10 protein-coding genes are annotated in these 12,856 nt (G+C 62.0%); 6 read left to right on the top strand and 4 right to left on the bottom strand.

Annotated elements, in window-relative coordinates; genetic code table 11:
• The 6 genes from IB264_RS33490 to IB264_RS33465 all read left to right on the top strand — a co-directional run.
• Window positions 1–3,070 (top strand): type I secretion C-terminal target domain-containing protein (locus IB264_RS33490; RefSeq protein ID WP_192435222.1); only part of this gene is annotated, 3,070 nt, incomplete at its 5' end.
• Window positions 3,071–3,148: 78 nt separating this feature from the next.
• Window positions 3,149–3,514 (top strand): hypothetical protein, encoded by a 366-nt coding sequence (locus IB264_RS33485; RefSeq protein WP_057217293.1) that lies wholly within the window; start codon window positions 3,149–3,151, stop codon window positions 3,512–3,514.
• A gap of 86 nt (window positions 3,515–3,600) precedes the next feature.
• Window positions 3,601–4,743 (top strand): ABC transporter substrate-binding protein, encoded by a 1,143-nt coding sequence (locus tag IB264_RS33480; protein ID WP_158071740.1) that lies wholly within the window; start codon window positions 3,601–3,603, stop codon window positions 4,741–4,743.
• A 333-nt stretch (window positions 4,744–5,076) separates the two neighbouring features.
• Window positions 5,077–6,078, top strand: a complete 1,002-nt coding sequence (gene nuoH, locus IB264_RS33475) for an NADH-quinone oxidoreductase subunit NuoH (RefSeq protein ID WP_084815454.1) — start codon at window positions 5,077–5,079, stop codon at window positions 6,076–6,078.
• A 10-nt stretch (window positions 6,079–6,088) separates the two neighbouring features.
• The gene (locus IB264_RS33470; protein ID WP_057217297.1) at window positions 6,089–6,655 is read left to right on the top strand and encodes an NADH-quinone oxidoreductase subunit I; all 567 of its coding nucleotides are present in this window, start codon (window positions 6,089–6,091) and stop codon (window positions 6,653–6,655) included.
• A 45-nt stretch (window positions 6,656–6,700) separates the two neighbouring features.
• Entirely contained in the window at window positions 6,701–7,141 is a 441-nt protein-coding gene (locus IB264_RS33465) for a CBS domain-containing protein (protein WP_057217299.1), read from the top strand.
• A 22-nt stretch (window positions 7,142–7,163) separates the two neighbouring features.
• Here the strand turns inward: IB264_RS33465 and nuoG are convergent, their stop codons facing one another.
• The 4 genes from nuoG to nuoD are packed head-to-tail and all read right to left on the bottom strand — an operon-like array spanning window position 7,164 to window position 12,827.
• On the bottom strand, window positions 7,164–9,782 hold the full coding sequence (gene nuoG / locus IB264_RS33460; protein WP_192435221.1) for an NADH-quinone oxidoreductase subunit NuoG: 2,619 nt from the start codon (window positions 9,780–9,782) through the stop codon (window positions 7,164–7,166).
• A gap of 30 nt (window positions 9,783–9,812) precedes the next feature.
• Window positions 9,813–11,078 carry an NADH-quinone oxidoreductase subunit NuoF gene (nuoF, locus tag IB264_RS33455; protein ID WP_192435224.1) on the bottom strand — a complete coding sequence of 422 codons (1,266 nt, stop codon included), beginning with the start codon at window positions 11,076–11,078 and terminating at the stop codon, window positions 9,813–9,815.
• 4 nt (window positions 11,079–11,082) lie between these two features.
• Window positions 11,083–11,595, bottom strand: a complete 513-nt coding sequence (gene nuoE / locus IB264_RS33450; protein ID WP_192435220.1) for an NADH-quinone oxidoreductase subunit NuoE — start codon at window positions 11,593–11,595, stop codon at window positions 11,083–11,085.
• A 17-nt stretch (window positions 11,596–11,612) separates the two neighbouring features.
• Window positions 11,613–12,827 (bottom strand): NADH dehydrogenase (quinone) subunit D, encoded by a 1,215-nt coding sequence (gene nuoD / locus IB264_RS33445; RefSeq protein WP_057217308.1) that lies wholly within the window; start codon window positions 12,825–12,827, stop codon window positions 11,613–11,615.
• Window positions 12,828–12,856 lie beyond the last annotated feature (29 nt).

Raw genomic sequence — 12,856 nt, 5'->3', positions numbered from 1 at the left:
CCACAGCGCCACCTTCACCGCACAGGGCGGCGGCTATCTGGGCTCCTTCTCACTCGGCGCGCTGAACCAGGCGAGCGACTCGGTCGGCTGGACCTTCCAGGTTGCAGACAGCGTGCTGGACTCGCTGAATGCAGGCGAGACGCTGACGCAGAAGTACGACGTGACCGTCGATGACGGCCATGGCGGCACGGCGACGCAGACGGTTACCATCACGATCACCGGCACCAACGACGGTGTCAGCGTGAATGGGCTGTCGTCGAGCACCGAAGTGACGATGTACGAGAAAAATCTCCCGGACGGTTCGTCGCCGGATGCCGCGGCACTGACGCAGACCGGCAGCTTCTCGGTGACGACGCCGGACGGGCTTGCCGGGCTGACAGTGAACGGCACTGCGGTGGTGACGGCTGGCGTGTTCACAGCCAACCAGACGGTGGACACGGCGCTCGGGCTGCTGACGATCACCGGCTACACACCGACCACGGTCAACGGCGTGGTGACCGGTGCGACCTTCACCTACAGCTATCTGCTGCAGGACAACAGCACGGGGCACACTTCGGCCGGTCCCGATGGCGGCGTGTTCGACAACTTCACCGTGGCGGTGACGGACGAGGACGGCTCGACCAACAGCGCCGTGCTCAATGTCGAGATCATCGACGACGTTGCGACGGCAGTTGCGGATCTGGATAGTGTGGCAGCCAGTGATTTCACACCCGCCACGGGCAATGTGATCACCGGAGCCGGCACAACGAATGCTGGGGCGGATGCGCTTGGTGCGGATGGAGCCGCTGTGGTTGGCGTCGCCGCCGGCAACAGCGGTGCGTATTTGGATAGCCCTCTGACGCTCAACACTCAGATCGATGGCCTTTACGGCAAGCTGACCCTAGGTGCGAATGGCGGTTACACCTATGTACGCAATCTAGGCTCGGCCGGCGGCGTAGATGACGTGTTCACCTATACGGTGAAAGACAGCGATGGCGACCTGTCGTACACGACGCTGACGGTCAGCATTGGCGATGGGACGCCGACGGTGTCGATCCCAGGTGCGGGCTCCGCAGGCACCGTCGTCTATGAGAAGGGCCTGCCAACGCGCGGGCTCGAATCGGCCGGAACAGGCGAGGCAGCGGACGGCAATGCCGGCAACAATTCCGACACGTCGGAGACAACGGGCGGTACGATCAGCTTCGCGTCGAAGGATGGCGTCTCGACGATCACGCTGGGCGGCCATGCACTGACGACGTCGCCGCAGACTTTCGTCGATGCGACGGGCGCGCTGACCGCACATTACACCTACAATACGGTCACCGGGGCCGGGTCGGTAGTCTACAGCTACACGCTGCTGGACAACACGTCGGGCAATAACACATCCGCGAACTTTGCGGTCGTGGTGACCGATGCTGACGGCGACGCTGCGCCGGCGGGCAATTTGGTGATCTCGATTGTCGACGACGCGTCTGTACTGGGCCAGTTCATGTCGGCGATCATCCCCAATCAGGTAGGCTCGGTGACGGGGACATTTGCCCTGCAGCCGGGAGCTGATGGCATCGCGAACTTCAATATTGCCGGCCTAACGGCGGTCCCGGGCCTGACCTATCAACCGCTTTCGACAACGACCGTCAATGGTGTCACGACAACCAGATTGACGGCAACCGCAGCCGATCCGGACGGAGCGGGTCCTCAGCAGGCCCCAACTGTCTTCACGCTGGATGTGCGCAGCGATGGAACATATGCTTTCAACCTTGTTAGTCCCAATGCGGGCACCAGCACGACTTATTCAACGCAAAGCTTGCCGTCCGGCGGCCCGAACTGGCGTGAAACGTCCGACGGGCAAATTGAATTCTCGAGCCCCGACGGTATCAACTCCAATCAGAACGGTTTTGGCGTCAGCAATACATTCGTCGGCGCGGGCGAAGCGTTCACCATGGAATTCCACAACGTTGGGGGGGTGCCGAACTTCAATGATGCGCCAAGCACAAACGCGAACTTCGTGGATGCGGTGACGCTGACCGTGAACTCGGTGAATGGAAGCGGTGGAACGTATAATTGGGTTGCCACCAACACCTCGACAGGTCAAACCGCCAGTGGCTCGATATCGATCACGTCCACTGGCAGCTTCCTCATCGACCCAGTGATCAGCTTCAATACGCTGCAGGTCACCGGAGGCAGTGTGGGCGGACAAGGAGCACAGTTCTCGGCCGCGACCTTCACCAAGAACGTCTTGCCGCAGGACCAGCACCTTGATTTCACGATTTCCGCAGTGGATGGCGATGGTGATGTAACATCATCAAGCCCGCTCTCCATCGATGTCGAGGCGTCGAATGGAGCCGGTAACTTCCCGTCGCTGACAGGCGGGGCTGGCAACGACACCATTGCCGGCAGCACGAAGCTGGACACCATCAACGGCGCGGGCGGTAAGGACATCGCCGACTATACCGACAGCACCGGAGCAGTGTTCGTCAATCTTGACGAGAGCGGTAATGCCTCGTCGGTTGCGACCGCCGGCAACCGTCCGGAGGGGTCGATTGGTGGTGGTGACGCGGCGGGTGATACGCTGACGAGCATCGAGGGCTTGATCGGCGGCTCCGACAACGACTTTCTACACGGCAACTCGGCAGCCAACTATCTTGCAGGCGGTACCGGAAATGACTCACTCTATGGAGAGGGTGGTGCGGATGCTCTCTACGGCGGCGGCGGCAACGACACGCTCTACGGTGGCACGGGTTCAGACACCATGACTGGCGGCGCGGGCGGCGATACCTTCGTGATTGGCTCCGACTCCGTGCAGCTTAGCATCGACGACGTCATAACCGACTACAACTACGGCGAGGGCGACACCGTCGACCTGTCCGACCTTCTGGGCAACCTACCATCGGGAACGAACCTCGACGGCAATTTTGTCCAGGTCGTGCAGGATGGCCAGAATGCCAACCTGCAGGTCGACACGGACGGCAGTGCCGGCAATGCTTCGGGTTGGCACACGGTCGCCGTACTGGAAGATTTCCAGGTGTCGACCGAGGTGGTGAAGGTCCTGTTCAACGAAAACGGTGCGCCGAAGACACAAGACGTTCCTTAAACGCAAAGTCGATCTCGACAGCTCCGCGGTTCTCGGCAATCATCCGGGAACCGCATATTCCAGGGGGGAATCTTTTTCATGATCAGAAGCATACTGGCGGGCGCGATCGTCGCTCTAATGCCCTTTTCAGGTTTCGCGGCCGATCTCATCGTCGACTATGCACCGGTTGCCAGACAGTGCACCGAGCTTAGCCAATCCTCGCTGACAGTCGAGGAGAACGTCGCCACGTTGACGAAGGAGGTCGTGTCGCGCATGGACGAGGCGATCGCTGTTGCCGATGATCCGCGCTGGATTTTCTCGACGCGCCCCGCTTTCGTTTGGGCGTCCGAGACCAAGGTCGCTTGTGGCAAGGCCTACGGTTACCTTCGAGCCAATTGGCGCGACGAGGACTATCTCGCCAAGTGCGACTGCTTCCACGCAAAAATGCGGCGCTTCATGAACTGAAACAGGCGGTTTGATCGACAATGTCTCGCGCTGTCATTTCATCAGCAACGTGTGTGTCGCCTCGTCGGCAATGGCTAACCCTTTGCATGTTCGCGCTCGGCGTGCTTGCCGGCTGCCAGGGCACCCCCACCCCTCAAGACGTGCTCGACGTGGAATCACCGCAGGCGATGCATGCCCGGCGCGCGGCCGAACATGCGGCGAAACCGCAGGAAACCTTCGGCAGCGGCGCGACCCGGATCGCGCTCATCACGGCCCTCATGTCGCCGACCGGAGAAACGGTGCGCGAACGTGACATCCGGGATGGCGCGTCGCTCGCCGTGGATGAGGTTGGCGGTGGCCAGCTCTCGCTGCTGGTCGAGAATACCGACGGCTCACCACAGCAGATCCAGGACGCGGCGAAACGGCTCGCCGGCCAGAACGTCGCGCTTGTTGCCGTTTCCGTTGCTGAAGTGCCGGTCAGCACCTTCCGCCAGGGCCTCGGCAATGCTCGCGCGCCACTGCTGGTGTTACGCGACAACGGCGCCGAGCGGCCGACAGGCACCTTCGCCTTCGTATCCGACCGCATCGACAGCGCCGTCGAGGGCGCGTCATACGCGGTGGCTTCCGGCCATAAGCGGCTTGTCGTGCTTTTGCCGAGCGATGTCTCTGCCGCCGAGCGGCAAAGGCTCGAGCGCGAGCTTGCCGGCTATGGCATCAAGCCGGTCCTCGTTGCTGTGACAGGCGCGACCGCGTTTTCCGCCGACGCGGCCACCAAGGCCAAGCTAAAGGACGTCGATGCAGTGATCCTGGTCGGTGCTGGAGACTCCGACGTCGGCGCGCTGTCGCAACTCAAGGCCAACGGTTATCTGAAACCGAACGCGATGGTCGTTGGAAGCTCCGGCTGGAGCGCGGCCGCATACAAGCGCCCAGAGCTTTCCGGAAGTCATCTCTGTCTCTTCGGTCCGGAGAACGGTTCGCGGATGACGTCGCGCTATCTCGACCGCTACGAGCGTGCTGCCAGCCCCGACGCGGCCTATGGCTTCGACATCATTGCGCTTGCAGCCGGTCTCGTCCGTACCCAGGGCGAAGACGCCATCAACCAGGAGAACATCCGTTCCCCGAACGGCTTCATCGGCGCAGCGGCGGCATTCCGCTTCGAAAAGAACGGCACCGTGCGGCGGACCTGCGCAATTCATCAAGTTACAGGCGGAAGCGTGAAGCTTCTGGATCCGGCCCCACGGTCGTTCTGAGCCGGGCGGTTGAGCTCTGTGCAAGCCCTGAGATCGACAACGAAAGGTTCGCCCACGGGAGAAGGCCTCGCGCATCGATCTTGGAGGAGCCGGCGCCGACAGGCACTATGCTGCCAGAAGCTGATTGCGCTGCGACTTGTACGACCCAGTTGAATTCAAGTTTTGAGTGAAGTCGTTTGCGCTAAGCGCCCAATAGCGATGCGGAAATGATTTCCGCTTTGCAAGTAATGCATCGCCGCTGTACCGTAAAGCTTGGCAAGCGTAGTGTTCAACCTATCGCGCGAGCCAACGTCCGGGCGTCGTTTCAACCCGATGAATAAGTAGCCGCTGATCATGGAACTTATCGTCGCTCTTGGCCTGATCGTCTTCAAGGTCGCATTTCTGATTGCGATCCTGCTACTGCTGCCCTTGCCGCTGACCTGGGTGGAGCGCAAGGTCGCCGGTCACATCCAGCAGCGTATGGGGCCAATGCGCGTGGGTTGGCACGGGCTGCTGCAGCCGCTGGCGGACGGTATCAAGCTGTTAACCAAAGAGGACCATATCCCGGCCGAGGCCGATCGCTTCCTCTTCAAACTGGCGCCGATCCTGGCGCTTGCCCCCCCCTTCGTGGTGTTCGTCGCGATCCCCTTCGGCGAAACCGTCTCGGTCCTCGGCACCGAAATTACGCTCTACGTCTCCAATATGAACGTGGCGCTGCTTTTCGTTTTCGCGGTGATCGGGATCGAAGTCTACGGCGTCATCTTCGGTGGCTGGGCCGCCAACAGCAAATATGCTGTCCTGGGCAGTCTCAGGACCTGCGCGCAGATGATCAGCTACGAGATCCCGATGGGGTTCGCGGTCATCGGCGTGGTCATGCTGGCGCAATCCATGAGCCTGCTCGAGATCGTGCGGGCGCAAGCCGATGTCTGGAACATCGTCTACCAACCCGTCGGCTTCTTCGTGTTCTTCGTCGCCGGGCTGGCCGAAGCGCAGCGCATTCCCTTCGACCTGGCGGAAGCGGAAGGCGATCTGGGGGCCGGGTTCCACACGGAGTACAGCGGCATCCGCTTTGCATTCTTCATGGTCAGCGAATACGCCATTGTGTTGCTGGTGTCGGTGCTGGTGGTGATCCTGTTCTTCGGCGGTTGGAACGGCGTGCTGCTACCCTTGCCGCCGCTTCTCTGGTTTGTGCTCAAGGTCGCCTTCTTCATCTATGTATTCATATGGTTCCGCTTCACTTTCCCACGCTATCGCTACGACCAGCTGATGGCCATCGGATGGAAAGTCTTGCTTCCTCTGTCGATGGCGAACATAATTATAACCGGTGTTCTTTTGGGAGCCGCAGGGGCTCCGTAGCGGGGCGGCGATGTCGCACGCAGGAGACAGAGTTGGAACATGGATCGGTTGGGTGTTCTTCGCCGATCTAGCGAAAGCTTTGGCTCTGACATTCGGCTACATGTTCTCCAAATCCGTGACCATGCAGTATCCGGACAAGGAAAAATGGTTGCCTTATTCGCGTTACCGCGGGCACCATTTCCTGAAGCGCGACGACCAGGGCGAGATCAAATGCGTGGCCTGCGAACTCTGCGCGCGGATCTGTCCCTGCTACTGCATCGAAGTCGTTCCCTACGAAGACGAGAAGGGCAACCGTCGGCCGGCAAAATTTGAGATCGACACGGCCCGATGCCTATTCTGCGGGTTATGCGAGGACGCTTGCCCAGCGGACGCGATCGCGCTTGGCCAGCAATACGAATTCTCGAGTTTTTCCTCGCGTGACCTGGTGATCGGGCGTGACGATCTGCTTGCCAAGCCGGGCAAGGCGACGACCGGCGGCGGTGTGGTCGCGGCGCACCTGAACACCGACGGGGACGTTCTGGTCGAGACGAGCGAACTGCAGGGGTACAACTGGTGGCGGAATATCCGGCAAACGTGAGTGCGCGTCCGCCGCCAAGCCGGAGCGCGCAGACAGGAGGCTCAGATGCATGTCTGCCAAATTTTGAAAACCAAGTCTCCCAACCTCATCTCGGTTACGCCGGATCAGACGATGGAAGAAGTCCTGCGGCTGTTTCGAGCGAACAATATCGGCTTCGTGGTCGTCAGCCGTTCGCCCGGGGAATGCCTGGGCACGCTGTCAGAACGGGACTGTTGCAATGCAGTGGCTGAATACGGAAACGGGGCGCCCACGATGCGTGTCGCCGATATCATGAACCGCAATGTGGCGACGTGCTCGACAGAGGATCTGCTGCCCTTTGTGATGGCGATCATGACCAATTGGCGCACGCGCCATGTGTTGGTCATGGAAGGCGGCGCGCCTGTCGGCGTGGTGAGCATCGGCGACGTGGTCAAGCACCGGCTCGAAGAAGCGCTGCGCAATGAACAGGCGATGCACGAGTACATTGCCGGCACCGCCTATCACTGAGGGCGCAAACCGGGAGCGGGAATTAGGGTGGACTGCCCGGAAGCTCGGCAATGCCTCGGCCAGGATTTTCAGTTGCTGCCCCGGCTCCCGCCGCCGCATCGAAGGCGGCGCGCACCTTTTCAACCTCCACCGGACAAGGGTATTCGCCCTGCCGCATCAGGCTGTTGAGACGCAGGTCTCGGTAGTTTTCCGGCACGAACACGAGCCCGCTGGGAAAGTGCCTGTTGATCTTGAGCTGCGCTCTCAGTTCGCCCTGGGCGGATCGAACGACCACGTGATCGCCATCCGCAAGACCAAGCTGAGCGGCATCGCGCTTACTCATCTCGACATATGGATCGGCTGCAACCGTATTCAGGATCGCGGAGCGTTCGGAAAGATATCCGTTGTGGAACAGGCAGTTGCCGGTAATCAGCATGAGCCGGTCGCCGGCAATCGGAATGGCAGACGGCGCCGCGAGGAACTCATCAGCCGGCGGTGTCGGGACTGATCTGGTAAATGCTCCGTCAGGGCCAAGCCCGTCGAGAGTCAGCCCCTGATAGGCCGGAACCAGTTGGGTCATCTCGTCGAAGATTTCGGCTTGCGTTGACGACCGCAACTGCTGATTTCGAAGCGCCGCGACGAAGTCGAGGATCGCCAGATTGCCCCGCGTCTCGGAGGCGGCTTCGCGGAACTTGCAGACTTTCTGGGTCCGACCCTCATTGCTGGTGAAGGTACCGGATTCTTCGCCGTAACTCGCTGCTGGCAGCACCACATCGGCCAGGCCCACCGTGTCGGTGAGGAATGCGTCCTGTACGATCAGGAGATCAGCGGCGCCAAGCGCTCGCGTGACGCGTTTCCGGTCCGGATAGCTCATCACTGGGTCGCTTCCAACAATATAGAGCGCGCCCATCCGCCCGCCGTCGCAGAGCTCAAGCATGGTCCCAAAATCTGCGCCCGGCTCAGACGGGATCGCGGCGCCCCAGGCCCGCTCAAGAGTTGCGCGCGCAGCAACATCGGTGACGGCACGTAGTCCTGGTAGCGCTGCCGGCAGAACCCCCATGTCCCAGGCGCCCAACTGGTTAGCACGGTCGAACAGGAATTGCATCGCCAAGTCCTTGCCAAGGGCACGAAGAAGCCGCAGCAGCTTGTTGATCTGTTGTAATGCTGCGCGCGCAAGCGGAGATCTCAGGAGGTCAACGCTGACAAGAACGGTGACGCTGCCGCTGTCCAGCAGCGCAGCAGCGACGCGGTCCGGCCCGTCACCATCGGTCGCTCCCAACCTGCCGGCTGGCGCGCCGATATCCACTGCAGCATCGCCCGGCAAGACCCGACCGGCCGCCGCAACGAGACCGTCCACCACCGCGGCAAGGCCCGCCGCCTCACCGCCAGGAGGAACGCGAACGACCGCCCGGGCATCGGCGTCCAGACGGGATGGCCGCGCCGAGAGCATGAGCAAGTCGGTCTGCCGTCGCCGCGCGCCGTCCCGCAGCAGATATTCGGTGACCGGGTTTTCCTCGGTCACGTTGCCACCGACGACCAGCACGCAATCGTTGCCGATCACGTCCTGCAATGGCGCCCGTGTGTAGAAACCCGCCAGCAATGGGCCAAGCGCATCGGAAGGTGTGGCCCAACGCGACCCGCAGTCTATGTTGTTGGTCCGGAACACCGTCCGCATCACTTTCTGGAACTGGTAAAGAACCTCGTTGGGAAGGCGCGGCGAGGCTAGGCCGCCCGCGACCTTTCCCTCGACGGCAGAGAACCGCCGTTGCAGATAGTCCCCCGCTTCTTCCCAGGAAACCGGGACGAGGGCGCCATCACGACGGACCATCGGCCGTTTGATCCGGTCCCGGCTCCCGACGAAGTCGAGGCCGAAGCGCCCCCGCACGCAAAGGGTCTCGCGGTTGACCCCATATTCCTGCTTCGAGCGGACCCGCATGAACTCGCCCTTGCGCGTGCCGACGGTCAGCTGGCAGCCAGTGCCGCAATGCGGGCAGATCGTGTCGGTCTCCGCCAGATCCCAGGGCCGCGCCTTGTAGCGATAGGGAAAGCTCATCAGCGCGCCGACCGGACAGACCTCGACGCAATTGCCGCATTGATCGCAACTCGCGAGGCTGCCTTCGAAGCCGGTCACGGCGGTATCCATGCCTTTTTCGATCGTGCCCAAGGCGACGGCGCCGACCACTTCCTCGCACATCCGGACGCAACGCTGGCACTGAATGCAGCGGTTGACGTTCATGATGATGACCGGACTGAGGCGGATGTCCTTGGAGTGAAACACACGTTTGGCATCGCGGAACCGGCTTTCGCGGGGCCCGTACGCCATCACCAGGTCCTGAAGCTCGCACTCGCCGCCCTTGTCGCAGATCGGGCAATCGAGGGGATGGTTGGCCAGCAGCATGTCGAGCATCGAAGAGCGTGTTTCCTCGATCAGCGGCGTGTTTGCCCGCACCACCATGCCGTCTGTGACCGCGGTCGCGCATGCGGGTTGCAGCCGCCGCTGCCCTTCGATCTCCACCAGGCACATGCGGCAGGAGGCCAGCGCCGGCAGCCGCTTCAGGTAGCAGAAGGTCGGGATGTCGATCCCCAAACGCTCGGCGGCCTGCAGCACGGTCGAGCCTGCCTCCACTTCCAGCGTTTGTTCGTCTATCGTGATACTAACCATTGCCTTCCTGCGGCCTTCTATTTGCGCTCCTCAGTGAAACGGGCACCTGCCCGCTTCGATATGGGCGACGAATTCATGCTCGAAATGCGTCAGCGCCGCCCGCAGCCCCATGGCCGCACCATCGCCCAGAGCACAGAACGTGTTGCCGAAAATGCCCTTGCAGAGTGCCTGCAGTTGTTCGAGATCGCCCGGCGCCCCCTGCCCCGCCTCGACCCGGCGTAGCACTTTTACAACCCAGTTGAGCCCTTCGCGGCACGGGGTGCACTTGCCACAGGACTCATGGTGGAAGAATTCGATGATGCGGGTGGCGACCTTGACCATGCAGGTCGAGTCGTCGATTACGATGACCCCGGCCGAACCGAGCATTGAGCCGGCGGCCGCCAGCGAGTCGAAATCCATCCCAACGTCGAGCCCATGCTCCGGGATCACTGGCGCCGAGACGCCGCCTGGGATCACCGCCTTGATCTTGCGTCCAGGCAGCGGCCCGCCGGCGCGGTCCTCGACCAGTTCGCGCAGTGGAATGCCCATCGGCAGCTCGTAAAGGCCCGGTTTCCGCACCTGGCCACTGAGGCAATAGAGCTTCGGACCGGGGCTTTTGTCCGGGCCGATGCTGCGGAACCAGTTCGGCCCTCGCGCCACGATATGCGGAACGCAGGCCAATGTTTCGACGTTGTTGATGACAGTCGGGCTGGCGTAGAGCCCTTCGACCGCCGGAAACGGCGGTTTCAAGCGCGGCTGCGCCCGCTTGCCTTCTAGCGAGTCGAGCATCGCTGTCTCCTCGCCGCAGATATAGGCGCCGGCGCCGCAATGGATATGCACCGCGAAATTGAAATCCGAGCCGAGAATCCGCTTTCCCAGATATCCCTTCGCATGGGCCTCGGCGAGTGCCTGCTCGAGCCGCCGGATCGCCAGCGCGTATTCCCCGCGGATGTAGACATAGGCAGTTTCAGCCCCGATCGCGTAGGCGCCGATGGCCATCCCCTCGATCAGCTGGTGCGGATCACGTTCCATGATGATCCGGTCCTTGAAGGTGCCCGGCTCGCCCTCATCAGCGTTGCAGCACAGGTATTTCGGCTTGCCGACGCGCTTCGGCACGAAGCTCCATTTCATTCCGGTTGGGAATCCGGCCCCGCCGCGACCGCGCAGGTTGGATTCCTTGACAAGATCGATGATCTCGTCGGGCGTGTGCTCACGAAGCGCCTTCGCCAACGCTTGGTAGCCACCGCCGGCCTCGTAGGTCGCGAGCTGATGGCCATCCGGCACGCCCACATTCCTGAGAAGGACGGGTTCCATCATGACACTACTCTCCCGGCGGTGCTGTGGTGGCGGGATCGGCGCCAATCGCCTGCCCCGCCATCGCCCGCAGCCGTTCCAACAGCGCGTCGATCCGCGCAATGTCGAGGCCACCGCAATAGTCGTCGCCGACCTGCATCACCGGGGCCATCTCGCAAGCACCGAGGCATTCGACGGTCGAGAGCGTGAATAGCCCATCCAGGGTCGTGCCGTCCTTTTTGATCCCCAGCACCGCCTCCAGGTGCCTCAGCAATTCCTCGGATCCACGCAGCATGCAGGAGACATTGTCGCAGAGTTGCAAGTGGAACATCCCCACCGGCTCGGTGCGGAAGAGCGTGTAGAACGTCGCCAGCTCGTAGACCCAGATCCGCTCGACGCCGAGGATGTCGGCGACCTCTTCCAACACGGGGCCTGGCAGATGGCCATGCTCCTTTTGCGCGATCAGAAGCGCGGGCATGATCGCCGAGCGCTGGTTCGGATAGCGCGCCGCCGCCACTTGGATCTTTTCGCGCATGTTCATCGCGTCCAAATCTCCCGTTACTTGTCCACCTCGGCCATCACCGGGTCGAGGCTGCCCAGAACGGCGATCATGTCGGCCAGGTAATGCGCATTGCTCGTCCCGAACAGGCCCTGGAGGTTGACGAACGACGGTGCCCGCACCTTCATGCGGAACGGTTTTTCCGAGCCGTCGCTGATGATGTAAAACCCGAGTTCGCCCTTTGGCGCCTCGATCGCCGAATAGACCTCGCCCTTCGGCACCTTGAAGCCATACGCCGACAGGTCGAAGTGCTGGATCAGGGCCTCCATCGAGCAATGCACCTTGTCCTTGTCCACCGGGAAAGCGATCGTCGGCATGTCGATCTGGAACGGCCCCTCGGGCATCTGCTCGAGGCATTGTTCGATGATGCGCATACTCTCGCGCATCTCCTCGACCCGACATTGCCAGCGCGCGTAACAATCGCCCTCTTCGCGGGTGATGACGTTGAAGTCGAGACGATCGTAGATCTCGTAGGGTTCGTCGCGGCGGATGTCCCAGTCGACGCCGGAAGCGCGCAGGTTCGGGCCGCTCAGGCCCAAATCAATGCCGTCTTCGGCGGTGATCACGCCGATTCCCTGCGTTCGCTTCAGGAACACCCGGTTGTTCTCGATCAGCCGTTCATAGTCGCGGATCCGGTTCGGGAAGATGTCGCAGAACTCCCTGATCTTGGGGAAAAAACCGTCGGGCAGGTCCTCGCGCACACCGCCGACCCGGCAGAAGGAGGTGTGCATCCGCGCGCCGCTGATCATCTCCAGCAAGTCCATGATCATTTCGCGCTCGCGCATGGCGTAGAGCAACGCGGTCATTGCCCCCAGATCCAGCGGCAGCGCGCCGGTGATCAGGAGATGACCGGAGATCCGCGCCAGTTCGGCCATCAGCACGCGGATATATTGCGCACGGATCGGCGCTTTGATGCCCAGGAGCTTCTCCACCGCGAGCGCGAAGGCCAGGTTGTTTGACGGTGGGCAGACGTAGTCGAGCCGATCCGTCAGCGGAAAAATCTGGGTGTAGGTGAAGCTCTCGGCCAGTTTTTCCGTGCCGCGGTGGAGGTAGCCGATATGCGGGTCCACGCGAGCGACATATTCGCCGTCCAGCTCAAGGACGAGCCGCAGCACCCCGTGCGTGCTGGGATGTTGTGGGCCGAGATTGAGGAGCACCTCCTTGGTGTCGAGCGCCTCGCCTTCCGGCCTGCTCAGTTCCGTGACTTCGGTCATCTCAAATTCCCGACGTGGAGCGGCCTCCC

The organism is Ensifer sp. ENS11, from assembly GCF_014851895.1.
Taxonomy (GTDB): domain Bacteria; phylum Pseudomonadota; class Alphaproteobacteria; order Rhizobiales; family Rhizobiaceae; genus Ensifer; species Ensifer canadensis.
The sequence above is the reverse complement of the archived record's forward strand: the minus strand, read 5'-3'. Positions and strand labels throughout refer to the sequence as shown.

Bases quoted from the DNA above. Each gene is read 5' to 3' on its own strand.
- nuoE (WP_192435220.1), bottom strand. From the start codon at position 11,595: ATGAACATGCGCGAAAAGATCCAAGTGGCGGCGGCGCGCTATCCGAAC.
- nuoH (WP_084815454.1), top strand. From the start codon at position 5,077: ATGGAACTTATCGTCGCTCTTGGCCTGATCGTCTTCAAGGTCGCATTT.
- IB264_RS33465 (WP_057217299.1), top strand. From the start codon at position 6,701: ATGCATGTCTGCCAAATTTTGAAAACCAAGTCTCCCAACCTCATCTCG.
- IB264_RS33480 (WP_158071740.1), top strand. From the start codon at position 3,601: ATGTTCGCGCTCGGCGTGCTTGCCGGCTGCCAGGGCACCCCCACCCCT.
- nuoF (WP_192435224.1), bottom strand. From the start codon at position 11,078: ATGATGGAACCCGTCCTTCTCAGGAATGTGGGCGTGCCGGATGGCCAT.
- IB264_RS33470 (WP_057217297.1), top strand. From the start codon at position 6,089: ATGTCGCACGCAGGAGACAGAGTTGGAACATGGATCGGTTGGGTGTTC.
- nuoG (WP_192435221.1), bottom strand. From the start codon at position 9,782: ATGGTTAGTATCACGATAGACGAACAAACGCTGGAAGTGGAGGCAGGC.
- nuoD (WP_057217308.1), bottom strand. From the start codon at position 12,827: ATGACCGAAGTCACGGAACTGAGCAGGCCGGAAGGCGAGGCGCTCGAC.
- IB264_RS33485 (WP_057217293.1), top strand. From the start codon at position 3,149: ATGATCAGAAGCATACTGGCGGGCGCGATCGTCGCTCTAATGCCCTTT.